The sequence below is a fragment of the Diaphorobacter sp. ED-3 genome (assembly GCF_027625375.1).
Lineage (GTDB): Bacteria > Pseudomonadota > Gammaproteobacteria > Burkholderiales > Burkholderiaceae_C > Diaphorobacter > Diaphorobacter nitroreducens.
The window spans coordinates 1,519,410-1,544,458 of record NZ_CP115182.1; the positions used below are offsets into that span (position 1 = coordinate 1,519,410).

Here is a 25,049-nt window from a genome sequence, read left to right on the forward strand (position 1 = left end):
CGAGCCACCATGGTCGAGAGCCGCCCGATGAGATCGCCGCCGTCCAAAGCCAGGCTGGCCCGTCAGGACGATCTGGGCGTCGTTCAGCTGGGCTGGCTAGCGGCGGCCGTGTTCGTTGTCTCGGCCGGGTACGGCGCGTTGATGCCCTTGATTCCCGACTGGCTGCGCCCTCTGATGGGTGACGCCGACCCAGCGGTGCTCGCGCGCCATGTCGGCTACCTCAGCGGCATCTACACGGCCGGGATACTTGTGGGGGCGCCACTGTGGGGCGTGCTGGCGGACAGGCTGGGACGCGCCCGCGTGCTGTTGGTCGGGCTGGTCGGCTATGTGGCGAGCCTGCTTCCGCTGCTGCGCCCCGAATCTGTGGGCGTGGTCGGCATCTATGCGCTGCGCGGCGCTGCGGGCTTCTTTGTCGCCGCAGTCGTGCCCGTGGTGCCGGCGCTCGTCGCGCAGTACACGCCGCAGGCGATACGCGCCAAGCGCTTCGCATGGTTGGGCGCGATGTCGCTGCTCGGGTTCCTGTTCGGACCCGGCCTCAACGCCGTCGCGGATCGCCTTGCCGGCTTGGGCGTCTTCGCCGCCCTCGTGCAGGGGTCATCGACCAAGCTCGTGATCGGACTCTCGGCCGCGCTGGGTGCGTTGATGATGCTGGGCCTGGCCGCCACGCTTCCCGCGCCGTCCAGCACTCTGGATGCGGGCCCGAGCGATGACGACGGCCCGCCCGAGAGCCGGTCCTTCACGCTCTGGCTGCTCAATGGCGTGGTCATGTTCGTGCTCGCCGGCTTTGAACTCGGCATCGTGCTGCAGGGCCAGCGTCATCCCGAACTCACGTCGCGCGAGGTGTCGTGGATGTTCGCCGCATGCAGCCTGGTGATGTTGGGCGTCAACGCGGTCCTGTTTTTCACCGGCTTGCTTGAGCGCGCTGATCCCCGTCGCATGTTGGCTGCCGGCATGGTCCTGGGTATCGCGGGACTCGCGGTGCTGGCTCGCCATGGCAGCGAGACCTGGATGTACGTTGGCGTCAGTTTCACAGCGGCGGGCACCGGTATCGTGCTGCCGACCGTTGCCTACCTCGCCGCAGGCTCCGCACGTCGGCGGCTCGGAACCGCGATGGGCGGCCTAGCGGCAGCAGCCGGCTTCGGGCAGACGCTTGGATCGGCAGTCGCCGGCTGGCTGTTCGGCACCGTCATGCAGAGCAGCTTCGCATGGCTCTCCATCCCGCTCGTGGCCACCCTCGCATTCTTGCTGATTCCCCGGCAGTGGTGGCCAGCGAACCCGGCCCTGCTGACAGCTTCACCTTCCTCCACGGAGACCGAACCATGAGACTTATCCTGACGACCCTGCTCGCAGCGCTTGCCCTGTCGCTGAGCGGATGCGGCTACAACGACTTCCAGCGGTTGGACGAACAGACCAAGTCTGCCTGGTCCGAGGTGCTGAACCAGTACCAGCGGCGCGCAGATCTGATACCGAACATCGTCGCGACGGTGAAAGGAGAGACCAACTTCGAACAAGAGACGCTGACCCGGGTCGTCGAAGCGCGCGCCAAGGCCACCTCGATTCAGGCTACTCCGGAACTCGTCAACAACCCCGAGGCGTTCCAGAAGTTCCAGGCGGTGCAGGGCGAGCTGTCCGGCGCGCTGAGCAGGCTGCTGGTCGTGAGCGAGAACTACCCGCAGCTCAAAGCCAACCAGGCCTTCCAGGAACTGCGCGCGCAGCTTGAAGGCACCGAGAACCGCATCACCGTGGCCCGCGGGCGCTATGTGAAGGTGGTGCAGGACTACAACGTCCTCACGCGCAGCTTCCCGACCAACATCACGGCCAAGGTGTTCAGCTACGACGTCAAGCCGAACTTCTCCGTCGCCGACGAGAAGGCGATGGCCACGCCGCCCCAGGTCGACTTCGGCGCCTCGGCACCGGCGGCGCGCCCCTGACATGAGCACGCTGAGAACAGCGGTGCCGTACCCGGCCGCCCACCTGCGCCTGGCCCGCATGTTGGCCTGGCTGTTGCTGAGCCTGTTCCTGGTGGTCGCGTCCGCGCAGGAACTGGTAGCTATTCCGCCGCTGCAGGCGCGTGTCACCGACCTCACGGGGACGCTCGCCGCCGATCGGATCGCCTCGCTGGATGCGCAGCTTCGTGCCTTCGAGGAACGCAAGGGCGTGCAGATCGCGGTGCTGATGGTCGGCTCTACGCGGCCAGAACCGGTCGAGCAGTACGCCATGCGGGTGGTCGAACAGTGGAAGCTCGGCCGCCGCAAGGTGGACGATGGCGCACTGCTGCTGGTTGCCAAGGAAGATCGTGCCGTGCGCATCGAGGTTGGCTACGGCATCGAGGGCGCGCTGAGCGACTTGGTGGCGCGGCGCATCATCGACGAAGTAATCACGCCGCGCTTTCGCCAGGGCGATTTCGACGGTGGCATCGCGGCAGGCGCCGAACAGATCATGCGCGTCGTCGACGGCGAAGCCCTGCCTGCGGCGGATCCACGGCGGCAAGGCCGGACCAACGACATCGGCCAGGCCTGGCCCTTCCTGTTCATCGTGGCTTTGATGCTGGGCGGATTGCTGCGCAACGCGCTCGGCCGGGTCCCTGGCGCCGTGGTCACAGCCGGGGTATTGGGTGCTGCGGCGTGGCTGGTGGTGGGCACGCTCGCGGTAGCCGCGATGGCCGGATTGGCGGGGTTCTTCGTCACGCTGCTAGGCATCGGCATGGGCGGCCACGGCGGCATGCATGGGCACCATCGGGGTGGTGGGTGGCCTGGTGGCGGATTCGGCGGCGGCGGAGGAGGATTCCGCGGCGGTGGCGGTGGCTTTGGTGGCGGTGGCGCCTCAGGACGGTGGTGAGATGAACATTCAACGACTTCTTCGCCACCTCGCCACCACCGGCGGCGCGGTACGCCGCGCCTTCCCGTCGCGCACTCTGGACGCCATCGAGCAAGCCATCCGTGCGGGAGAGTCCCAGCATGGCGGCCAGTTGCGCTTCGTGGTCGAGGGCGCGCTGGATGGATCGCCGCTGTGGCGAGACCAGTCGCCGCGCGAGCGAGCGCTGGATCTGTTCGCCCGTATGGGCGTATGGGACACGGCACATAACAGCGGCGTGCTCATCTACGTGCTGCTGGCCGATCGGGCGGTGGAGATCGTGGCCGATCGCGGCATCCATGCCTGTTGCGGCGCCGACATGTGGTCAGGTGTGTGCCAGCGCATGGAAGCCCAGTTCGCGCAGGGGCACTTCGAGGCCGGTTCCATGGAAGGCATCGCCGCCGTCAGCCATCTGTTGATGCAGCACTTTCCGCGCGACTCGGGCGACGGAAACGAGTTGCCCGATCGGCCAGTCCTTTTTTGAACGACAACATCCTTGGAGACTTTCCATGCAACTTCAGTTTTTGGGTGCCACGGGCACCGTGACCGGTTCGAAATACCTCCTGCGCCATGGCGACTCGACCATCCTGGTGGACAGCGGCCTGTTCCAGGGCTTTAAGCAGCTGCGGCTGCGCAATTGGGAGCCGCTGCCGGTCGCGCCCAAGACGATCGATGCTGTCGTGCTCACCCACGCCCACATCGATCACAGCGGCTACCTGCCGCTGCTGGCGCGGCAGGGTTTTCGCGGGCGGGTCTATTGCACGTCCGCGACGCATGAGCTATGCAAGATACTGCTCACCGACAGTGGTCATTTGCAGGAAGAAGAGGCGAAGTTCGCCAACCGCTACGGCTTCTCCAAGCACAAGCCCGCGCTGCCGCTGTACACGCGGGAGGATGCCGAGCGCTGCCTGAAGCTTTTCTCACCGCGTCCGTTCGCCGAGGCCTTCGAAGCTCTGCCCGGACTCACAGCCCGGCTGGAGCCCTCGGGGCACATGCTCGGCTCCGCCTTCGTGCACCTCAGCGATGGGCAGCGGTCGGTGCTCTTCTCCGGCGACATCGGCCGCCCGAACGACCCGGTGCTGCGCCCGCCGGTGCAGGTTCCGGGCGCAGACTACCTGCTGGTGGAGTCTACCTACGGCAACCGCAAGCATGAAGAGACTGACGCGCTGGAAAAACTGGAGACCGTGATCAATCAGACCGCCGCCCGCGGCGGTGTCGTGGTCATCCCCGCGTTCGCGGTCGGCCGCGCCCAAAGCCTGATGTATGGCATCTACCAGCTCAAGAAGCAGGGCCGCATCCACCACCTGCCGGTGTACCTCGACAGCCCGATGGCCATCGATGCGACGCAGCTGTATCACGCCCACCGTGACGAGCATCGGCTCTCGCCCGAGGAGTGCGAGGGCATGTGCCACGCCGCGAAGATCGTCAACAAGGTCGAGGAGTCCAAGGCGCTCAGTGCCAGCCGCGGCCCGATGGTGATCATCTCCGCCAGCGGCATGGCCACGGGTGGCCGGGTGGTTCACCACCTGAAGTCCTTCGCACCCGATCGGCGCAACACGATCCTGTTCGCCGGCTACCAGGCGGGTGGAACCCGCGGCGCGGCGATCCTGCATGGTGCGTCCACCGTTCGCATCCATGGCGAAGACGTGCCGATTCGCGCCGAGGTGGCCTCGCTCGACAACCTCTCCGCCCATGCCGATGCCGACGAGATCATCGCGTGGCTGCGCGGCTTCACGCAAACGCCGCGCCGCACGTTCGTGACGCACGGCGAGCCCGAAGCGGCCGATGCGCTGCGCTCGCGGATCGACCATGAACTCGGCTGGGCGGTTTCGGTGCCCGACTACCTGCAGACCGTGGAGCTCGCATGACAGCGCAAATGCATGAAGCCGGCCGCACCAAGGAGGCCGGGAACAGGCTGCAGGCGTGGCGCACGGGCATCGACACCTATCAGGAGCCGGTGGTCTACATGCGGCGCGATTGCCCGGTCTGTCGATCGGAGGGTTTCACGACCCAGGCGCGCGTGCAATTGACGGCCGGCGGCCGAAGCATCGTGGCGACGCTCAGTGTCGTCGACGGTGATTGGCTGGCCGAGAACGTCGCCGGTCTGTCCGAGTCCGCGTGGGCATCGCTGGGTGCGCAGCCGGGTGAGCCGGTCGCGGTCACCCATGCGCCACCGCTGGATTCGCTCAGCCATGTCCGGGCCAAGGTCTACGGCAACTCCCTTGGCGACGCCCAGTTCGGCGCGATCATCTCCGACGTCGCGGCGGGCCGTTACTCGGACCTGCACCTCGCCACCTTCATCACCGCCTGCGCGGGTGATCGCCTTGACCTGGCGGAGACGCTGTCGCTCACGAAAGCCATGATCGCCGTCGGCGACCGCATCGATTGGGGTCGTCCGCTGGTCGTGGACAAGCACTGCGTCGGCGGCCTGCCGGGGAATCGCACGACCCTGCTCGTGGTGCCCATCGTGACCGCCTGCGGCCTCATGATGCCAAAGACCTCCTCGCGCGCCATCACCTCACCGGCCGGGACGGCCGACACGATGGAGGTGCTGGCACCGGTCAACCTGGATGTGCCGAGCATGCGACGCGTGGTCGAGCGCACGGGCGGCTGCATCGTGTGGGGCGGCTCGGTCCGGCTCAGCCCCGCCGACGACATCCTTATCCGCGTCGAGCGGCCACTCGATCTCGACAGCGAAGGGCAGCTCGTGGCCTCGGTTCTGTCCAAGAAGGCCGCTGCGGGTTCGACCCATGTGCTGATCGATCTGCCCGTGGGCGCCACCGCGAAAGTGCGCAGCGCACACGCCGCGGCGTCGCTCGGCCGGCGCCTGCAGGAGGTGGGTGGCGCCATAGGCCTGCAGGTGTTCTTGCGCGTCACCGACGGCGAACAGCCGGTTGGCCGCGGGATCGGTCCCGCACTGGAAGCCCGCGACGTGCTGGCCGTCCTGCAAGGGACGCGCGAGGCCCCGGCCGACCTGCGAGAGCGGGCGCTGCGGCTGGCGGCGGACATCCTCGAAATGGGCGGCGCGGCGCCGGCCGGCGGCGGCCTGAAGCTCGCCACCGAGGTGCTGGCCGATGGCCGGGCCTGGGCCAAGTTCCAGGCAATCTGCTCTGAGCAGGGCGGCCTTCGCAGCCTCCCGATGGCGGCGCATCTGCACACCGTCGAATCGCCGGGCACGGGCCGTGTCACCCGCATCGACAACCGCCTGCTCGCGCGGGCGGCCAAGCTCGCCGGTGCGCCGACCGCCCCGGCCGCCGGCATCGATGTGCACGCGCGCCTTGGCGATCGCGTCGAAGCCGGACAGCCGCTGTTCACGCTGCATGCCCAGGCACCAGGCGAACTGGCCTATGCCCTGGAGTTCGTCCGCGCGCGCCCACCGATCTTCCAGATTTCAGAGAACGTATGAAACCACTCATTTTTCACCTGTCAGGCGACGAGGCCTTCGCCGAAGGCCTCGTCCGCGCGTTGCGTGCGGAGCGGGCCACCCTGCAATTGCACCGGTTTCCGGACGGCGAGTCGCTGGTGCGGCTGGACGCCGACGTGACGGGCCGCACCGTCGTGCTCATGGCCAGCCTGGCACAGCCCGACGCCAAGGCGCTGCCCCTGCTGTTCGCGGCAGACGCTGCACGCGACCTCGGTGCCACACGCGTACTGCTGGCAGCGCCCTACCTGGCGTACCTGCGCCAGGACCGGCGCTTCAACACGGGCGAAGCGATCACGTCCCGAACGTTCGCTGCGCTGGTATCGACGGTGTTCGATGGCGTCGTCACCGTCGACCCCCATCTGCACCGCTACCACTCGCTCGGCGAGATTTACCGTGTGCCCACGCGCGCCGTGCAGTCCGCGCCCGTCATCGCGGCCTGGGTCGCGGCGAACGTGGAGCGCCCAGTGCTGATCGGCCCCGACGCCGAAAGCGAGCAATGGGTCCAGGAAGTCGCGCGGGGGGCCGATGCACCGTTTACCGTGCTGCAGAAGATTCGCCGGGGCGACAAGGACGTGGAGGTCAGCCTGCCCGACACCTCGGCCTTGGCAGGCCGCCAGCCCGTGCTCATCGACGACATCGTGTCCAGCGCGCGCACGATGATCCAGGCCATCGCGAGCGTGCGCCGCGTCGGATTGCCGCCGCCGGTGTGCATCGGTGTGCATGCGCTCTTTGCCGCCGATGCCTATGACGCGCTCCTCGCGGCGGGCCCCCAGCGGGTGCTGACCTGCGACACCGTGCCGCATGCCTCCAATGGCATCAGCGTGGTGGAACCGCTGGCGGCCGCGGTTCAGGACCTGATCGAGGCCAGCGTCACATGAGCGACGACCTTGTACGCCGCCCCTCCGCGCTGCGGCGGCTCTGGCTCCTGCTGGCCCAGGCAATCGCGATTGGCGCGGGTGTCATCATTGCTTGGCGGGCCTTCGGGCCGGCGCCTGTCCCTGTGACGCCCGACGTCGTGGCGGTACAGGAGGCGCCGCATGCGGGCGCCACTACCGGCTCGGCGCCTGCCACACCGAGCGCGATCACAGCCCGCCTGGAGGCGGGGTTTCGCGCCGCCGCCGCCAAGGCGTCCGCTTCGGTTGTGAACATCTACACCCGCAAGACACCTCCGCGCAGGATGCAGAACTGGTTGCGGCCCGATGGCGGCGATGAGGACGCCGCCCAAGGCGCGTCGAGTCTTGGGTCAGGCGTCATCGTCGCGGCCCAGGGCTATATCCTCACGAACAACCATGTCGTGGAGGGCGCCGACGAGATCGCCGTGATGCTGCCAGGCGAGAAGGTTGCCACGGCGCGCGTCGTCGGTATCGATCCGGAGTCGGACCTTGCCGTGCTGCGCGTCGAGGCCACGGGGCTGCAGCCCATCACCTTCGCTGATCCAGCATCGGTGCAGGTCGGCGACATCGTGTTGGCCGTCGGCGATCCGTTCGGGGTCGGCCAGACCGTCACGCAAGGCATTGTGAGTGCCACGGGGCGCAACCGCCTGGGCATCAACACCTTCGAGAACTTCATCCAGACCGACGCCGCGATCAACCCCGGCAATTCGGGCGGCGCGCTCGTCGATGGAAACGGCCATCTCGTCGGCATCAACACCGCCATCTACTCGCGCAGCGGCGGCTCCCAGGGGATCGGCTTCGCGATCCCGGTCAGCTTGGCACGGCAGGTGATGGAGCAGATCATTGCCACCGGCCGCGTGCGCCGGGGCTGGCTGGGGGTGAGCGCCCGCGACGTGATCCACGAGGCCACCGGTGCCACCGGGGGCGCCGCACTGGTGGCGGTGCAGCGCGGCGGGCCTGCCGATCGCGCCGGGCTGAGGCCCGGTGACACGGTGCTTGCGATCAACGGCAAGGAGATCCCGGACACCGCCGGCCTGATCGGCGAAACAGCCGCGGTCGCACCGGGCAGCAACGCCCAATTCAAGATCCTGCGCGGCCGCGAGACGGTGACCGTACAAGTCGAACTCGGGCAGCGGCCCGCGGTCCGCAAGCCCTGAGCGCCGATGACGATGCTGCACGAAACCGTTGAGACCGGCCTGCTGCGCGCGCTGACCCGCGGGGCGGAGACGCGTGCCTTTCCCCTCATCGTGGCGGCCGTGGCCATGGCCACCACGCTGTCGATGACGATTCCGTTCGGAACGTTGCTCGTCGCTGCCGTGCTACTCGCCCCGCGGCGCTGGCGGAGCATCGCCGCGACCTCCAGCATCGGCGCGGCCATTGGCGCACTGGTCCTCTATCTCGTGTTTCATCACTTGGGCTGGAACCGTTTCTTCGTCGCCTACCCCGACGTGGTGCGATCGACGGCCTGGCGTGACGCCACGTCCTGGCTCGGCGGGTACGGCGTGCCCGCGCTGCTGGTCATTGCAGCGCTCCCGGTACCGCTGACGCCTGCCCTCATGTTCGCGGCAATCTCCCGGCTGCCGGTGGCCGAGGTTCTTCTGGCGCTCTGGTTGGGCAAGCTGGTGAAGTACACGCTCTATGCGTGGCTTGCATCTGCTTTCCCATCGCCCTGGATCCGCAGGGTCCAGGACCGGACGGCGACCCTGCACGCCGCGCTGAGCCGCGCCCAGGCGCTCGATCCGGGTTCGCAGCATCGAGCCGCACCGGGAACATCTCCGCCAGGACCGACAGATCGGCCACAGCCATGAACGCCATGACACCCACATTCAAGAGGAAATGACAGCGATGTGTTTTTCTGCACCAGCCAGTTTCACGGCAGCCGCGGTACTTCTGGGGACGGGGATCGTCACCGTGCGCCGGGTCCGCGCGTGGCGCGAAGTGCCTTACGCGGCCATCCCGTTGCTCTTTGGGATTCAGCAGCTACTCGAAGGCATGTTGTGGCTGACATTCCCCGACCGCGCGCCCTTGCTGAAGGTGGTGCTGACGCATCTTTATTCGTTCTTCTCGCACGTCCTGTGGCCGATCTACGTGCCGCTGGCCGCCCTGGCGCTGGAGACCGTTCCGTGGCGCCGTCGGGTTCTCGCGGGCATCGCGCTCGCAGGCGCGCTCGTCGGGGTGTACCTTTTGGTGATGCTGGTGCGACTGCCCATCACCGCGCGCGTGGTCGGCCAGCACATCTTCTACGACTCCCCGCACTTCTACGTCCTGACCACGATGGCCTTGTACCTGATCGGCACCTGCGCAGGTCTAATGGTCTCCAGCCACCGGCGCGTAGCGGCTTTCGGAAATGCGGCCTTCGTGTCCGCGGTCGCCGCCTATTTTTTTTATGCGACCTGGTTCATCTCGGTGTGGTGCTTCTTCGCCGGCGTCCTCAGCATCATCGTGCTGTGGCAGTTCCGTGAACCCCGAGCGAGGCTCGCCGTGCAATGACGGATCGTCCGGCCGGCTTCAGGCCCGCACTTGCCCACCACGTGCTCACGCCTCTGTACGACCGGGTGGTGGTGCTGACCACGCGCGAGCAAGCGTTCAAGCCGGCCCTCGTGGCGCAGGCGTCGATCCAGCATGGCCACGACGTATCGGACGCCGGATGCGGAACGGGGACGCTCGCCCTCCTTGCGGCCACCGCATGCCCGCAGGCCCGTGTCACCGGGGTGGATGCCGACCCCGCCATCCTGTCGCTGGCCCGCCGGAAGGCGGCGAGCGTGGCGGCGCCGATCCGATTCGACGAAGGCCTGTCGACAGACCTGCCTTACGGCGATGGCTCGTTCGATCGGGTCGTGTCGAGCGTCTTCTTCCGTCACCTGGCGCACGCGGACAAACTGAAAACGGCCCGCCAGATGCATCGCGTTCTGCGCGTTGGCGTTCAACTGCACTTCGCGGACCGGGAGCGCTCGCGCCGACCGATCAGCCGTACGGCGTTCTTCGCCGTTCAACTGCTCGATGGCTTCGAGACCACGCGCGACGCGGTCGCCGGTCACTTGCCGTCGGTGCTCGCGCAAGCAGGGTTTGCGCAGGTTGCCGAGACACGGCAATTCGTTGCCATCTTCCACATCCTGTCCCTGTACAGCGCCATCAAGGTTGAGCCATGACCGAGGACCATCGTCTCACCGTTCTGTTCACCGACTTCGCACCAACGGACCAAGCGGCGATGCAGCAACGGCTTCCGGCCCACTGGCACGCGCACTTCGTCCAGCGCGAGCACCTGGTGGCGTCCGACACCGAAGATGGGGCGATCGAGGTCCTTTGCGTGTTCGTGCGCACGCGGGTGGACGAATCGGTGCTTCGCATGCTGCCGCGCTTGCGGCTCGTCGCCACCCGCTCCGCGGGCTTCGACCACATTGACCTGGAGGCGTGTCGAAAACGAGGCATTGCCGTCTGCCATGTGCCGGACTACGGGTCGGCCAGCGTCGCAGAGCATGCCTTTGCACTGTTGCTGGGCGTGACACGCCATCTGACGCAGGCCCACGAGCGGGCGCGCCAGGGCTCGTTCGCCTACCGCGGACTCACCGGCTTCGAGCTGGAAGGCAGGACGCTGGGCATCGTCGGCCTGGGCCGCATCGGACGCCACGTGGCGCGTATCGCCGTGGGGTTCGGCATGGACGTTCTCGCCTACGACCCCGCCTTCGCTGCTTCGGCTGCGCGCCCAGCTGGCGTGTCCCTCGTGACATGGGAGCAGGTCCTGCAAGGCAGCGACATCCTGAGCCTGCATGTTCCGGCCACCGAGGCCACGCGCCACCTCATCGACGCCCGGGCCTTCGCGCGCATGAAGCCTGGCGTGGTAGTGATCAATACGGCACGTGGAGCGCTGATCGACGAGGCCGCCTTGCTGCGCGCGCTGGACGACGGCAGTGTCGCAGCCGCCGGCCTGGACGTGCTGGAGCAAGAAGGCGCGCTGTCTCCCGAGGTGCCCACGGGCTGCGGGGGGCTCGGTTGCGATACCGGCTGGATGGCGTCCAGCCCGCTGCTGACCCATCCGCGCGTGCTCGTGACTCCCCACGTCGGTTTCAACACGACAGAGGCGATCGCGCGCATCTTCGACGAGACCATCTCGAACATCGCAGCCTGGCATGCGGGCCGGCTGCGCAACAGGGTGGATGAGCCGTGATGCGCCCTGACCGCTCCGTTTCTGCCGCGCGCCTTCCGGACCGTCCACCGCAACGCTCGGCGCTGCGCCGGGCGACGCAGATCGCAATGGCGCTGACCGGGTTCCTGCTCTGGGTGGCCTGGCACCGGGGACTCATGCGCTGCGACACGCACCGGGCGGCCGAGCGCTTTGCCCAAGTGCTGGAGCGATTGGGAACGACCTTCGTGAAGCTGGGCCAGCACCTCAGCCTGCGCGCGGACGTCCTGCCTCCCGATGCGCAACGGGCCCTGGCCAGCCTGCAGGCGCATGTGGCCCCGTTTTCTTCGGAACAGGCTGTCCAGGAGGTCGAGGCGGCCCTGGGCCGCCCTTGGCAAGAGGTCTTCGCACGCTTCGACATGCAGGCGCTGGCCGCGGCCTCGATCGCGCAGATCCATCGTGCGGCGCTACCCGACGGGACGGAGGTCGTGGTGAAGATCCGCCGCCCTGGTGCGGCCGAGCAAGCCGAGACCGACATGCGCATCCTGCGCCGGCTGGTCCTGACCATCCAGTGGTTCGTCCCCTCGCTGCGCCGCTGGGGTCTGGCGGCCATCGTGGACGAGGTTGCGGCGAACTTCCGCTACGAAATGGACCTGTCCCGGGAGGCGAGTTCCGTGCGACGTTTCGCCGACGCCTGGCGAGATTCTCCCGACATCGTGCTGCCCGACGTGGTGGACGGGCTGTGCACATCGACGGTGATGGTCCAGCAGTTCAGCCGCGGGGCCCACCTGCACGGTCTGCCGCCTGCCATGGGCGCGGCCGCTGCGGGCAAGCTCGTGGACAGCTACATCGTGCAGATCTTCCGCGATGGCTTCTTCCATGGCGATCCACACCCCGGCAACGTCTTCGTGATGGACGATGGCCGCATTTGCCTGCACGATTTCGGCATCGTGGGCCGGGTCGACCGCAGCATGCGGCGCGCTTTGGTGGCGTTCGCGCTGGCCTTCGTCGAGCAGGATGCCGACTGGGTGGTCGACGCCTGGCTGGACTTGGGACTGGTCGGCGAGGGCACGGATAGGGCCGTCTTCGTGCCCGTGGTGCGCACGCTGGTCGCGGACTGCGCAGAGCACCCGCTGAAAGACTGGTCGCTTTCCGATGCGCTCGCGCAGCTCGTGGCGGCCGGCCGGACCCAGGATGTCCGGCTTCCCAGAGACCTGCTGGTACTCACCCGCACACTGCTGCTGCTCGAAGGGACGGTACGCCTGCTCGCGCCGGACTTCTCCATCATCGAGGCCATCTCGCGCCACACGGCAACCGGCATATTCGATGAGCGCAAATCCGCGGCGTCACAACGTCTGCCCTACGAGCTGGGAAATGCAGCCAACGCGCTGCCCACGCTGCTGGCGCGGCGCCTGCACAGCGTACTGCGGCAGCGTGAGTTGCTGCAACTGTCGATCAAGCCCGACGTCCGGATGCTGAGCGGTATCGACCGCCTCGGCCGCCGCATCGCCCTCGCGCTCGTGACGCTGGGCCTGTACATCGCGTCAAGCTTGCTGATGCAGCACGCCGTAGGCCCTCGCTGGGGTGACATGCCGGTGCTCGCGCTGCTGGGCTATGCGCTGGCGATCCGGCTCACGTTTTTCATTGCGCGCAGCCGTGGCTGACGCGTCTCATCAAGTCAGGAGCAAGGAATGAACAAGGTCAGAGTGGCGGTGAACGGGTACGGTGTGATCGGCAAGCGGGTGGCAGACGCGGTCGCGCTCCAGGAGGACATGGCACTTGCCGGCGTCGCAGACGTGGTGCACGACTATCGACTACAGGTCGCCGCGCAGCGCGGCTTCGCCATCCACGCGGCAACCTTTGAAGCTGAAGGAGCGATGCGCGCCGCAGGTCTTGCTTTGGCGGGCAATCTGGCAGAACTGCTCGCGAAGGCCGATGTCGTGGTCGACTGCACGCCCAAGAAAGTCGCTGCGGTCAACAAAGAGGTGTACGCCGCGGCCGGCGTGAAGTCGATCTTCCACGGTGGTGAGTCTCATGCGCTGACGGGGCACTCATTCGTCGCGCAAGCGAACTATGCGTCGGCCATCGGCCGCGAGTCCACTCGCGTGGTCTCCTGCAACACCACGTCCATCGTGCGAACGCTGGGGGCGCTGCGGACGGCCGGCCTGCTCAAGCGTGCACGCGGCACGCTCATCCGCCGCGCATCCGACCCCTGGGAAGCGCATGCTGAGGGCATCATTAACACCCTCGTGCCGGAGAAGGCGATCCCCAGCCACCAGGGACCGGACGCGAGGACCGTGATCCCGGACCTGGATGTGGTAACGATCGCGGTCAAGGCGTCCCACAACAGCAGTCACCTGCACACCTGGTGGGTCGAACTGACGAGGCCGGCAACGCGCGACGAGGTGCTGGCGGCCTTCCGTGCGGCACCACGGATCGCGTTCGTGCGTTCCTCGGATGGCCTCGTGGCACTCAACAGTACGGTGGAGCTGATGTCCGATCTTGGCCGCCCGCGCGGCGACATGTGGGAGGTCGCCCTGTGGGAGGACGTCCTCGCGGTAGATGGCGACCAAGCGTACTACACCTACCAGGTCTTCAACCAGGCGATCGTGATTCCCGAAACCATCGATGCGATCCGCGCGCTGAGCGGCATCGAGTCCGATCCGTCAGCGTCAATCGCTCGGACGGATGCCGCACTCGGCTTGCGGCACGACTTCATCCACGACCGCGACTAGGCGTCGATTCACGCTTGGGCGGTACATTCTGCCGCTGGTGCCGCTGGTGCCTCGACGACCGTGCATCACAGCAGGTGCGATATCTCGTTCAACGGCTTTAGGCCTGAGCCGAATCTGCCGATCGCATCGCGATGCGCGCCAAGCTCGCTGTAGGGGAGGTAGCGAATTCCCAGCTCCGCCACCCGCGTGAATGCCGGCCGACGCAACTGGCTGCGGACATCCTCGCGGCGAGCGTCCGGCGCCACCAGGAACATCGATACGCCCGCTCCCAGTTCCGTTCCCAAGGCCAGGTCGAGCATGCGCACGATGCCGGAATAGATCGAGGTCGAGTGCTCGACCTCGAAGGCAGCGGCGACCTTCGAGCCGTCGGCCTCCACCCAAATGACGTCGATCAGGCGAACAGAGTCCAGACCGGCCCGGGCCTGCGCGGGGAGCTGCGTCAGACAGCCGTCTCCAAGGCGACCTCCCTGATAACTGCGCCCCTGATCGTTGGACGCAATCCAGACACCGTAGCCGAGCGACTTGCCCAGGTCGCGCAGCCATCCCTGAATTTCGGTGTGGGTCGCGTCGCTCTCGCGCTCCGCGGCCCAGCGTTTGTGGGCCGCGGCCGATTCCTCGCGCACCTTTTCGAGATCGGCCTCCCAGCCCTGGAGGGCGGCCGCATCGTCATCGCGCGGTGGCGCCGCGTACCGGCCCGAGCCGATGTCGAACAGCAGCCCAGCCAGTGCCCCCATGTCGTTCGACAACGCGTTGCGGTGCTGGGCATTGAGGCGAAGGCCGCCTTCGCGCATCGAGAGGTAGTGCTCCCACTTGCCGAGCTTGACGCTGCTGCCCGTGACCGCGTTGTAGCCCTTCACGATCGCGGTGTTGAACGGCATCACGATCGTGGGGTGAACGAAGTACAGGAGATTCGCCACGGCGGGGCCCAGACCCTTGATCTGACGAGCGTCGATCCGCCGTATTGCTTCGATCACTTCCTCTGCGCTGTTGCAGCAGTCGCAGGTGTGCAACAACCGGGCAAAGGCCTGTTGGTTGGTCGCGTTCTCGTAGATGTCGGGAATGCGCAGCTTGGGCTTCCACAGGAATGCATGGTCTGCCCCCTTGAAGATCTGGCGCTGCTCTGCCACCGAGCCGACCACCGTTTCGAGCGAGGAACCGCGGAATGCGCTACCGAAGGTGCCCGCATCGATGTCCTTGACCACCTGCGCCAGGCCGCGGCGAATCGAGCGGAAGTTCTTCAGCCGTTCTTCCCAAAGGAACCAGGTGTTGTAGGTGCTCAGCGGATCGGCTTTCCAGTGACCGATGAGAGTTTCAAGCGCGTGGGACATGGTCTCGATAAATGGGCGGGCACAGGGTTCCAATTGGACCACGGCCTCGTACCGATCGGCGCCGGAAACGACGTTATTCTTGTCCCTATGGGGAGAACAGGGGAATCATGCCGAGACCATCACCGCCCGCGGGTCGCCGTGGCCTCCCACCGCGGCCAACTCCTCGGCGGTCAATATGCTCGCGGGATCGACGCCGAGCGCCTGCGCTGCCTCGGTCGCGACGTGCGCCCACGTGCAGCGGTTCGCGAACAGCATGCCGGCAACGTCGAGCGTCCCACCGCGCGCCTGGTAGCCCAGTGCACGGGTCTGCCGAGGCCCTGTATCGATGCGGCGCAACAGGCCCAGCGTCGGCTCCGGCCGCATGTGCGAGACGATGACGCGCACCGCAGCGGTGTCCGGGAACAGCGAGCGCAATGCCGCGTCGCCCGCCACGAAAGCCCGCTCGCGCTCGTCGCGTGGCAGCCGGAAGCGGCCCGGCTCGATGACGCAGGTGACTGCCGTCCGATGCCCGGCGTCGTCCAGCCGCCGCGCCGCGAGCAGCGCCTGCTGTAGCTGGTACGCACCGATGGCGACCAGCAAGACATCGGGTGCGTCGCAGGGCTTCACCACGCAGGCACCCTCATCGGCCAGACGCTGGGCCTGTTCGCCGCTCAGTTGGCTGGCCATGGCCCGCTTTGGAACGACCAGTGTCCAGAACTGGCCATGCGAGGTGTAGGCGGCTCGCAGCGCCGCGACGGCACTGTTGGCATCCACCGGGAACAACACACGTGCGGTGTCGGACATCTCGCCCAGCAGCGCTTCGGCCAGTGTCGGGTCCTGATGGGACTGCTCGTTTTTGCCGTTCTCCCAGGTGTGGGATGTCGCCACCGTCACTACCGACAGCCAGCCCGGAGGCATGCCGGCCTCCGCCTGGTGGCGCGCGAACAGGATTTCCTGCCGCAGTGCACCCAGCATCTTCACGGCAAAGGCCTCGTAAGAAACAACGAGGTTGATGCCGCCCTTGTTACCCAGCGCCGCACTGACCACAGCCTCTTCGTTGAGGGCCGTGATCACGGCACCATCCACGGCTTCAGCCAAGCCCGGTTCGGGCGTGAAGACGCGGTGTTTGAGCAGGTCCAAGGTCTGGCCCATGCGGTTGCTGCGCAGCTCGTCGGGATTGCCGACGCGCGGGCGCAGTTGAGTATTGGCCTTGATGATTGCGGCGAAGGCCCCGTCGAGCGCGCCCATCGGCGAGACATCGTTGTCGTGCCACTGCGGCTCCGGAAGCCTCGGCGCTGCGACCTGGCGATGCGCTAGGGCATGGTCCCGCTCAAGGGGACGGCGCTGCACCTCATGCCTGCAGAGCAGGGCCACCGCTTGGTCGATTTCACCCGGCGGTACAAACAACGCGCGCGCGCCCTCGTTGAACTGCTGCCGTGCTGACGGGTCGAGACGGGGATTGCCCGCCAGCGGCAGGTTGTGCGCGGCGTTGGTTCCGGCACCGGGAAAACCGAATCCTTTGGGCGCTTCGGCGATGGTGTAGTGAAGTGGCACCGGGTACTGAACGGTTCCACGCGAAACCCCCGTAGCGCAGGCCGCCAGCCGTTCCTCCATCGCGTGGATGGCCCAGGCGAATGCGGCGGGGTCGGTGCCGTCGATCTCCATAGGGTCGAAGCCGTTCAGGCGCAGATGCTGCTGGAACCATTCGAGGCCGCCCTGCTGCTGCATGGTGCTGCGCTGCTCAATGCGACGGCCGTTGAGGATCATGAACGGAGCCACGAATCCACTGTCCTCGGCGCGCCACCAGCGCGGCGCCCAGTCGCTGCCGCGCTGCTCCTCGAATGCACCGTCGCTGAGGAACACCACCAGCCGTTCGCCGGGCAGGGGCATGTGCACGTACTGCAGTTCGGCAAAGCCGAGATAGCCCCCCTCGGACAGGCCGCCTGCCGTGTTCGGGCCGACGTGGCTGCCCAGCGGCGAGGCCGGGCGCCCCTGCGCGTCGATCGCGTAGCTGTAGAAGTCCCGAGCGAAGCGCGTAAGGCCGTTCTCGCTTCGGTCGTACCGCTCGGCGTGGCGCGGCGTCATGTTGCCAACAAGCAGGTTGCAGGCGTCGATGCCCGCCACGCAATGGCCTTGACCCATCAGCCAGCCGCGTGTCAGGCCGCTGAGCGCGTTCGCGGCAAGGTAGCCGACATAGGCCGGCACGATGTTCAGTGATCCGCCGGTGTGGCCTTCAGGCGTCTCCTTGAAGTCCTCGGCCGCCATTTCCCGGCCGTCGGTATAGACCCGATCGGCATAGGTCATGTGAACCGTTAGCCACATCCCGGCCACGGCCAATCGGTCTGCGGCCCACAGCGTGCGGTAGATCGCGGATGTGTCGCTCGCCTTGCCTTCGGCGACCAGCACCTGTGCGAGGTCGTGGATTCGCAGCTGCGTGAGGTCGTTGTGGGCGATGGGGCCATGCCCGCGCGCCCAGCGCGCGAACTCGGGATCGAATTCGCGGAACAGTCGCACCCGCTCGGCGACCCAGGGGAGGTTGTGATTCATTTTGAAGGTCCTTGGAACCGACCCGCAATGACGAGCGTCGGTGGGGTTGGGAACGCCGGCGTCTCGGATCGCCGGCGCAGAAACGAATGGCATGGCGCTGGGCACGTCAGACCTGCCTCGCATATAGCACCGCGGCCACGGCCCACAGCAAGGCAGGCAGCAATAGCACCCAGCGGAAGTCCGAGTGGAGGACGAAGTCCATCGCACTCATCAGCCCGACCGTCACAAGCCCGGAGAACGCGACGGCCCAGCCGGTACCGCCTTGCCGCTCGCGCATGGCCATGCGCGCCAGGTGGACGATCAGTACGCACGCGCCCGTCATGAAGCCGCCCATCACCGTGAACACGATTCGCCGCCATGCCTCCAGACCGGGTGCCAATCCACGAAGCCGATCCAGCGGCACGCTGATGAAGCGCGGATCCTCGGGCAGCAGCGCCGGCCGCAGGAACACGAAGTAGGCGCCCAGCCCGACGAGCCAGACGCCGCAGGCCATGAACAGCGACATGGAGGTGCGCGGCGCCTGCGTGCGCAGAGGCGCCACGGCGCTGTGTCGGCGGGCGTCTCGGCGTGCTTGTCGGCGGCTCACGGCGTACCATCGCTGCGGCGACCGCTTCACTGCGACCACGCGAAGCCGAACTGCGGATAGGGCGAACGCGGGTCTGCTGACCGTCCACCTCCACGCCCTCACATTGACCTGCATCGGACAGAAGAATACAACTCGCGCAACCCGGTCAGCGGGCCTGCTCATTTTTCGCGCACCGTCATTGGCTTTGATGGGGTAGTACCCGAGTAAAGATCGCGGCGCGTCAAAGGAACGGGCCATCTTCCGTCGTCTCGTTTGGACGCTACGATCTGGTAGATCCCTGTGCCGCCCGCCTCGAATTCCAGCGCGCAAGCCGCCATGTACAGGCGCCAGACGCGGAAGGTCACCTCATCGACTTCCTGCAGGGCCTCCTCTCGGCGCGCTTCGAGTCGCTGAACCCAATGACGCAACGTCAGCGCGTAGTGTGATCGAAGACCTTCGACATCATGGATTTCGAAGCCGGACCGCTCCATCCCGAGCTGGATGTTGCTGACGCAGTCCAATTCGCCGTCAGGGAAGACATAGCGGTTGATGAAATCGGTCGCGACAGTTCGGTTCCAGCCCTCTTCGTCATGGGTGATTCCATGGTTGAGAAAGAGCCCGCCCGGCCGCAAAACACGCTGCACCACGGCGTAGTAGGCCGGCAGATGAGCGAGGCCCACATGCTCGAACATGCCGATGCTGGACACCTTGTCGAATACGGCAGTGCCATCGAGGTCGCGGTAGTCGCGCAGCTCAACCGTGACGAGGTCCTGCAAGCCTTCTGATCGGATGCGCTCGCGCGCGTATTCGAGCTGCTGCTGGCTGAGAGTGATGCCGTACGCGCGCACGCCATGTTCTCGTGCCGCCCAGCACACGAGTGCGCCCCAGCCGCAGCCGATGTCGAGCAGACGTTCGCCCGGCTGCAGCCGCAGCTTGCGGCAGATGTGCTCCAGCTTGTTGCGCTGCGCCTGGTCCAGCGTGTCGTCCGGCGTCTCGAAGTAGGCGCAGGAATAGACTCTCTCGGCATCGAGCCAGAGACCATAGAACACGTTTGAAACGTCGTAGTGGAATGAAATTGCTGCTCGGTCGGTTTGGCGCGAATGTCGATGGGAGAAGCGGCGCGCAACGCGCGAGGCCAGACTACGCGATGGTTTCAAACCATCCTGGTCAGACACGCGCAGTATCAGAGCGTCGCGCAACAGGGCCAGCTTGTCGCGCCAGGAGAGCGAGAACTTCTCGAAGTGCGCCTTGAGCCCAAGCGCGGTGTACAGGTCCCCTTCGATGTCGATGGTGCCGCGGAAGTAGGCCTCCGCCAGCAGCAGAGGATCCGGCCGCAGGACAAGGCGTCGAAGCAGACCCGGGTCGCGGATGATCAGGGTGTACTCTGGATGCGCCTCGAACTCGTGCAGGAGCACATCGCCCAGACGCAACGCCGGCTGGCGCTCGATGCCGGCCAGCAACCGGCGCAGGATGCGCAGCGCGGCGGCATTCATGTCTGGTGACGGGGATTGCGCAAGTGTCTTGGAATGGTTCATCTGGGGCACCTCAGTTGCTCGCGTGCAGCGCAAGCTGCGATGTAGCAGACGACTCTTTTTCGCGCCGGCACGATCGACATGACCAACGCCACTTTTTTGCATGTCCGTAGAGCCTCATGATGTCTGGGACTATCAAAATCGATCAAAGTCGGTCATGCGCGTACACGACTAGACTTCGCTCGCACAGATTTGCGCTGAACGTCCGCTGCCGCTCCTTCGATCAGACTGCAGACGGAATGGCCATCCGGTACTCCGTCAGGGAGTCGCGTCCAGTCGCGGTCTGCCTGCTGCATGCGCAGATGCAGCTCCGTCGCTTCCTTCAGTCGTCGAGCCTGTTCGTCAAGCCGCTCGCTCAGCAGCGCCCGAGCGCGCGGACAAGGAGATGTTCCGCGTTGACTCATCTCAACGAACTCCGCGGCGTCCTTGAGCGTGAAGCCGAGCGCCAATGCGTTGCGGATGAACCGCACCCGCGCCACGCTGCGCTCGGAGAACGCGCGATAGCCGTTCGCGCCGCGACCATCCGGCACCAGGAGGCCAACCCGCAGGTAATGGCGCAGCGTGTCTGGGGTCACACCTGCCTCCCGGGCGCATTCAATGAGTTGCATCACCGTTCTCCAGCGGGGTAGTCTCGCGTCGAAACGCATGGCAAGAGTTTGAACCCAGGTGCCGCACATAGGTCAAGAGCGTGGGTGTTTGAGCGGCTGTGATCCCATTGTCCATGCGCTTTCGGAAGTACAACCGGCAGAACGCGGTGACAGGGATGGACCGGCTTGTGGGCGACGCCGAGAACGGGGCTGTTGTTGACCACGGTGCTCTCCCTATCCATCGATTTCGTGTTCGGCACTTACCGAACCATTCAACAACCTGGCAGTCTCGTGCGCGATCACCCACTGTTCGCGCGCACGCACGGCCAGCACCGCGACCGAGGACCGTGACGCCTGAAGCTGGGAGACTTCGGATGCCGGACTGAAGGCGCGATTGCGCTCCTCGTCCAGATGCAGGCCAAGGAATTCCAGGCCGTCCAGAATGCGGCAACGCAGCGTCGGGGAGTTTTCCCCTGCTCCGCCCGTGAAAGCCACCGCATCGCAGCCGCCCATCGCCGCGGCGTAGGCACCGATGTACTTGCGCACGCGGTAGGCATGGACCTGCAACGCCATTTGGGCAGCAGCATGACCATCCCGCGCGCGACTCTCGATCTCGCGCAGGTCCGAGCCCACACCCGACAACGCCTTCAGTCCACTGTCGCTGTAAAGCGCCGCTTCGATTTGCACCAGTGACAAGCCCAGGGTACGCGCGACATAGCCTGGCACGCCGGGGTCGAGGTCCCCGCTGCGTGTGCCCATCACCAGACCTTCCAGGGCCGTCATCCCCATCGAGGTGTCGACAGAGCGGCCACGGTCGATCGCGCAGACACTTGCCCCATTGCCGATGTGGCAGCTCACGATGCGCAGTTCGGATGGAGGCCGCATCAACGCGGAACTGACAGCCGCCAGTACGCTCTGGTGCGACAGGCCATGAAACCCGAATCGCCGCACCCCAACTGCGCGCCATGACTGCGGAACGGCATAGCATGAGGCGTGTTCTGGCATGCCGGCATGAAAAGCGGTGTCGAAGACCGCCACGTGGCGCACGCCTGGCCAACGCTCGCGCGCGATGCGGATGCCGGCCAGTGCAACGGGGTTGTGCTGCGGCGCCAGCGCAGCAGCCTGGTCGATCTCGTGCTCGACTTTCGCGTCCACGAAAGCCGCCTCGCGCAAGAAGGGGCCACCGTGTGCGACACGGTGGCCGATGGCATTGAGCGACGTCACGCCGGAACTTCGTACTTGCTGCTTGATCTCGTCAAACGCCGCGGCATCAACTGCGGGATGGTCGATCGTCGACTCGATCACGGGCATGGCCGATGCCGGGTCGAAAACCCCGAACTTGAGGGTCGCACTGCCGGCGTTGATGGCTAGGATGTGCATGTCTTGGTCGCCGTCAGTGCACATCGACGTCGCGACTTCCGGCCTCGGCAGTATGAGCCAGCCAGTACAACAGGACAACACACAGTGCGAGCAGCGCATGGAGCCACCAGCCCAGTTCATGGGCTCGGTGCTCCAACACCCCGGTACTAAAACGGCTCTTCAGGCGGTCAGCAGTTAAAGCTGGAGGGGCCTTTGTCAAAAAGGCTCCAACTCCAGCTTGTTCGCCACGTGAGCCGGCGATTTCAGCAACGAGTGCGCTCATTACCTGCATTTTTACTGCTTCGCCTTCGGCGCATCAGACCTGCATGTTCATTACATCGGTGTAAGCCTGAACAATTCGGTTTCGGCTCTGCAGCGTGGCCTGAAATGCAATGTTCGACTTGACTCCTGCAAGCATCGTTTCTTCAAGACTGACAGTAGGGTTGCCGAACGTGACCTCGCGGCTCAGGCGCCCAGATTCACTTTGCAATTGGCTCGTGGTCGCTAACGCTTGCTTCATCGCGTCCAAAAATCCACCGTCCTGAACTATGGGTGCTTTGGACACCAACTTGTCCACCGGAATGACTGGCAGTAGTGCGCCAAGCGGGTTTGTGATGACGTTCATGGTGTGTCCATTGTCGAACTGACGGAGGTTATGAGGGGCCCTTTTTTGCGGGAGAAATAGACCAGCGATCGATACGAAATAGTAAGTTTCGCCAGCCGATCAAGAAGCCCTGCAACTGGTGCGTAAGCCGTTCAATTGCACGGCTATGGATAACAGAAACGTCATCTTGCCGACATTGCCGTGAGTTGCCGGTACGCGCAGTGGTGTGCACCGCAAAGCATGAAGGTTGGCAGGAACCACGCAAAGGGAGCGTGGTCTACGGCAGTTGCGAAATCTCGAACACCAGTTTGGTGCTGGAGCCATAGCGGCTCATGGACGCGTGGTTCTGCTCCAGTTGGCTGTCGGGCAGATAACGGATCGGCAGCTCTGACAACCGGGAGCGCAGTGGAAGCGGCCACGGACGCGAGAAGCGCAGATGCGACGCTACGGGCTTGATGCCCTGCGCGCATGGCGCTCCAGCGTCAACTGGCGCGGCCCCTGGTGGAACCTCGGGGCCAGGCACATGGTCGCCGCACTGCCGCCCAAATACTTCACAGGCGTGGGGCTTGTATCGGTAGTTGACCATCCACCAACACCTCCAGCGGTCCACGTGAACCGCCGTAGGCGGAACCGCACGTACGGTGGTGTAAGAGGGGTGAGGGGTTACCCCTCACCCCGCTCGATCATGACAAAGATGTAATGAAGCCGTTATGCCTTTGACAGCTAGTCGTTTGCACAATGACATACGTCAAAAATGCATCACAAATCCATGAACAATCTCTGGCTTTCACGACCTACCTCAAGCCTCTGGCTGGGCGCCGCACTAATGGTGCCATCCCTGGCATTCGCACAGATGCCAGAGGTCGAAACCGCGAAGGTGGGCTACCTGCTCTCGTACCGATCAGCCCTCTCGGGTTACGAGGCCTACAAGGAGCAGTCCGTCCAGCCCTGGAAGGCGGCGAACGACAAGGTGGGTGAAATCGGCGGCTGGCGCGCCTATGCGAAGGAAATCAAGTCCGGCGAGCCCGGGTCCGCCAAGGACGCTGCTCCCGTCAGCGATCCGCATTCTGGCCATCACGGGGGAGAAAAACCATGATGCGTTTGCGTGCCACTCACGCCAAACTCGCTCTATCTGCACTCGGACTGGCGGTGCTGACCGGCTGTGCCAGCGTCAGCCTGGAGCAGAACATCGGCCGTGTCAACGAAGAAGCTGGTAGCTTCACCGATGGGAAACTCGCCCTGGCTCGTACCCAGGAGGAGCGCGACCAGCGAGCGCAGGCCGCTCAAGCCTTGCTGGCACAGCCTCTGGGTCAGAAAGAAGCCGTTCAATTGGCCTTGGTGAACAGCCCGTCCCTGCAGGCCTTGCTGGCGCGAGGCTGGGCGGAGTCGGCCGATGCCGCGCAGGTAGGCCGGATTGCCAACCCCATCTTCAGTTTTGAGCGCATGACGGCCGGCACCGAGCTGGACTTAGGGCGTGCGCTCTCCTTTGGCCTGTTGGATCTGCTGACCCTGCCGTCCCGCTACGGCGTTGCCACCCGGAGAATCGAGCAGTCTCAGCTGCGTTTGACCAGCGACGTGGTGGACCAAGTCACGCGCGTGCGCCAGGCCTGGGTGCGCGCCGTAGCGGCGCAGCAATCGCTCAAGTATGCCAAGCAGGTCTATGACAGTGCAGAGGCCGGAGCCGAACTGGCCAAACGCATGCAGAGCGTGGGGAACTTCAACCGCATCACCCGCGCACGCGAGCAGGCTTTTTATGCCGATGCCGCCACCCGCCTGAGCACGGCCCAGCACCAGGTCACGGCCAGCCGGGAAGAACTGGTACGTTTGCTGGGGCTGGATGAAAGCCAGGCGCAGGCGCTCAAGCTTCCGGAACGTCTACCTGATCTCCCCATGCAAGCACTGGATCCGCAGGCGGTTGGCTCGCTCGCTACCAAGGCACGCCTGGACATCCGCCTGGCGCAGACCGCGCTGGATGGCGCGGCCAAGGCCCAAGGCCTGAACATGGTGACCAGCTTCACCGATATCGAGCTCACTGGGCGTCGCAACACGACATTTGACAATGCCGAGGGCACCCGCTCCACCGCACGCGGCTGGGAAATCGATGTGCGCCTACCCCTCTTTGACTGGGGCGGAATGCAGCGCGATGCGATGAACGCTCGAACGCTGGCGGCCGCCAACCAGCTTGAAGGCACGGTGCGTTCCGCGGGCTCCAGCCTGCGCGAAAGCTATTCGGCCTATCGAACGGCCTACGACGTGGCGCGGCACTACCGCGACGAAGTGGTTCCGGTGCGCAAGGTGATCGCGGAGGAGAACCAGCTTCGCTACAACGGCATGCTGATCAGCGCGTTCGAACTGCTGGCCGATGCGCGCGACCAGGTCGGTGCCGTCACGGCGGCCTTGGACTCACAGCAGCAGTTCTGGCTGGCCGATGCCGCATTGCAGGCATCCGTAATCGGACGCCCCACCAACACCACCTTGTCGGTCACCACCAGCGCTTCCAGCGACGCGGGTGCCGGTCACTGA

At 65.8% G+C, this 25,049-nt stretch carries 25 protein-coding genes; 16 read left to right on the top strand and 9 right to left on the bottom strand.

The genetic code is table 11. The features are described from left to right. Nucleotides 1–9 precede the first annotated feature (9 nt). The 14 genes from PCQ86_RS07440 (at nt 10) to PCQ86_RS07505 (ending at nt 14,025) form a co-directional block, all read left to right on the top strand. Entirely contained in the window at nt 10–1,323 is a 1,314-nt protein-coding gene (locus tag PCQ86_RS07440) for an MFS transporter (protein WP_005795317.1), read from the top strand. After that, a complete protein-coding gene (locus tag PCQ86_RS07445; RefSeq protein WP_005795319.1) occupies nt 1,320–1,931 on the top strand; it encodes a LemA family protein in 612 nt (203 codons plus the stop codon). The genes PCQ86_RS07440 and PCQ86_RS07445 overlap by 4 nt, the downstream gene beginning before the upstream one ends. Before the next feature lies 1 nt (nt 1,932). Then, nucleotides 1,933–2,838 carry a TPM domain-containing protein gene (locus PCQ86_RS07450; RefSeq protein WP_005795321.1) on the top strand — a complete coding sequence of 302 codons (906 nt, stop codon included), beginning with the start codon at nt 1,933–1,935 and terminating at the stop codon, nt 2,836–2,838. A gap of 1 nt (nt 2,839) precedes the next feature. After that, nucleotides 2,840–3,337: a TPM domain-containing protein gene (locus PCQ86_RS07455; RefSeq protein WP_005795323.1), complete on the top strand. Its 498-nt coding sequence runs from the start codon at nt 2,840–2,842 to the stop codon at nt 3,335–3,337. A 25-nt stretch (nt 3,338–3,362) separates the two neighbouring features. Beyond that, nucleotides 3,363–4,721, top strand: coding sequence for an MBL fold metallo-hydrolase (locus PCQ86_RS07460; protein WP_005795326.1), 1,359 nt, complete (start codon nt 3,363–3,365; stop codon nt 4,719–4,721). Beyond that, a complete protein-coding gene (locus tag PCQ86_RS07465; RefSeq protein WP_011805859.1) occupies nt 4,718–6,259 on the top strand; it encodes a thymidine phosphorylase family protein in 1,542 nt (513 codons plus the stop codon). The genes PCQ86_RS07460 and PCQ86_RS07465 overlap by 4 nt, the downstream gene beginning before the upstream one ends. Next, entirely contained in the window at nt 6,256–7,155 is a 900-nt protein-coding gene (locus tag PCQ86_RS07470) for a ribose-phosphate pyrophosphokinase (protein ID WP_011805858.1), read from the top strand. Before PCQ86_RS07465 ends, PCQ86_RS07470 begins: the two co-directional genes overlap by 4 nt. Then, nucleotides 7,152–8,327: a S1C family serine protease gene (locus PCQ86_RS07475; protein WP_011805857.1), complete on the top strand. Its 1,176-nt coding sequence runs from the start codon at nt 7,152–7,154 to the stop codon at nt 8,325–8,327. The genes PCQ86_RS07470 and PCQ86_RS07475 overlap by 4 nt, the downstream gene beginning before the upstream one ends. 6 nt (nt 8,328–8,333) lie before the next feature. Then, a complete protein-coding gene (locus PCQ86_RS07480) occupies nt 8,334–8,978 on the top strand; it encodes a YqaA family protein (protein ID WP_005794586.1) in 645 nt (214 codons plus the stop codon). Nucleotides 8,979–9,015: 37 nt separating this feature from the next. After that, nucleotides 9,016–9,660, top strand: a complete 645-nt coding sequence (locus tag PCQ86_RS07485; protein ID WP_005794588.1) for a DUF6629 family protein — start codon at nt 9,016–9,018, stop codon at nt 9,658–9,660. Next, a complete protein-coding gene (locus PCQ86_RS07490; protein WP_011805855.1) occupies nt 9,657–10,319 on the top strand; it encodes a class I SAM-dependent methyltransferase in 663 nt (220 codons plus the stop codon). Before PCQ86_RS07485 ends, PCQ86_RS07490 begins: the two co-directional genes overlap by 4 nt. After that, a complete protein-coding gene (locus tag PCQ86_RS07495) occupies nt 10,316–11,335 on the top strand; it encodes a hydroxyacid dehydrogenase (protein ID WP_011805854.1) in 1,020 nt (339 codons plus the stop codon). The genes PCQ86_RS07490 and PCQ86_RS07495 overlap by 4 nt, the downstream gene beginning before the upstream one ends. Nucleotides 11,336–11,421: 86 nt before the next feature. After that, nucleotides 11,422–12,954, top strand: a complete 1,533-nt coding sequence (locus PCQ86_RS07500; RefSeq protein WP_202190498.1) for an ABC1 kinase family protein — start codon at nt 11,422–11,424, stop codon at nt 12,952–12,954. Between the two features lie 27 nt (nt 12,955–12,981). Continuing rightward, nucleotides 12,982–14,025 (top strand): type II glyceraldehyde-3-phosphate dehydrogenase, encoded by a 1,044-nt coding sequence (locus tag PCQ86_RS07505; protein ID WP_005794597.1) that lies wholly within the window; start codon nt 12,982–12,984, stop codon nt 14,023–14,025. 65 nt (nt 14,026–14,090) lie between these two features. On the opposite strand, the gene PCQ86_RS07510 is transcribed toward PCQ86_RS07505, so the two are convergent. From PCQ86_RS07510 to PCQ86_RS07550, 9 genes are all read right to left on the bottom strand, one after another. Then, nucleotides 14,091–15,353 (bottom strand): hypothetical protein, encoded by a 1,263-nt coding sequence (locus tag PCQ86_RS07510; protein WP_005794599.1) that lies wholly within the window; start codon nt 15,351–15,353, stop codon nt 14,091–14,093. 105 nt (nt 15,354–15,458) lie between these two features. Continuing rightward, a complete protein-coding gene (locus PCQ86_RS07515) occupies nt 15,459–17,879 on the bottom strand; it encodes a D-xylulose 5-phosphate/D-fructose 6-phosphate phosphoketolase (RefSeq protein ID WP_011805852.1) in 2,421 nt (806 codons plus the stop codon). A gap of 106 nt (nt 17,880–17,985) precedes the next feature. Next, nucleotides 17,986–18,384 carry a hypothetical protein gene (locus PCQ86_RS07520; RefSeq protein WP_013722286.1) on the bottom strand — a complete coding sequence of 133 codons (399 nt, stop codon included), beginning with the start codon at nt 18,382–18,384 and terminating at the stop codon, nt 17,986–17,988. A gap of 239 nt (nt 18,385–18,623) precedes the next feature. After that, nucleotides 18,624–19,979: an SAM-dependent methyltransferase gene (locus tag PCQ86_RS07525; RefSeq protein ID WP_005794605.1), complete on the bottom strand. Its 1,356-nt coding sequence runs from the start codon at nt 19,977–19,979 to the stop codon at nt 18,624–18,626. A 152-nt stretch (nt 19,980–20,131) separates the two neighbouring features. Further along, on the bottom strand, nt 20,132–20,584 hold the full coding sequence (locus PCQ86_RS07530; RefSeq protein WP_005794607.1) for a MerR family transcriptional regulator: 453 nt from the start codon (nt 20,582–20,584) through the stop codon (nt 20,132–20,134). A 213-nt stretch (nt 20,585–20,797) separates the two neighbouring features. Next, nucleotides 20,798–21,943 (bottom strand): acetate/propionate family kinase, encoded by a 1,146-nt coding sequence (locus tag PCQ86_RS07535; protein WP_180987928.1) that lies wholly within the window; start codon nt 21,941–21,943, stop codon nt 20,798–20,800. Between the two features lie 13 nt (nt 21,944–21,956). Continuing rightward, complete coding sequence (locus tag PCQ86_RS07540) at nt 21,957–22,205, bottom strand: hypothetical protein (RefSeq protein WP_172734524.1); 249 nt, start codon at nt 22,203–22,205, stop codon at nt 21,957–21,959. 33 nt (nt 22,206–22,238) lie between these two features. Beyond that, nucleotides 22,239–22,547 carry a flagellar hook-basal body complex protein FliE gene (gene fliE, locus PCQ86_RS07545; protein ID WP_005794611.1) on the bottom strand — a complete coding sequence of 103 codons (309 nt, stop codon included), beginning with the start codon at nt 22,545–22,547 and terminating at the stop codon, nt 22,239–22,241. A gap of 256 nt (nt 22,548–22,803) precedes the next feature. Continuing rightward, nucleotides 22,804–23,112, bottom strand: a complete 309-nt coding sequence (locus PCQ86_RS07550) for a hypothetical protein (protein ID WP_005794613.1) — start codon at nt 23,110–23,112, stop codon at nt 22,804–22,806. A gap of 183 nt (nt 23,113–23,295) precedes the next feature. Here PCQ86_RS07550 and PCQ86_RS07555 point away from each other — a divergent pair, with 183 nt between their 5' ends. Next, complete coding sequence (locus PCQ86_RS07555) at nt 23,296–23,622, top strand: hypothetical protein (RefSeq protein WP_013722282.1); 327 nt, start codon at nt 23,296–23,298, stop codon at nt 23,620–23,622. Next, nucleotides 23,619–25,049: a TolC family protein gene (locus PCQ86_RS07560; protein WP_011805847.1), complete on the top strand. Its 1,431-nt coding sequence runs from the start codon at nt 23,619–23,621 to the stop codon at nt 25,047–25,049. The genes PCQ86_RS07555 and PCQ86_RS07560 overlap by 4 nt, the downstream gene beginning before the upstream one ends.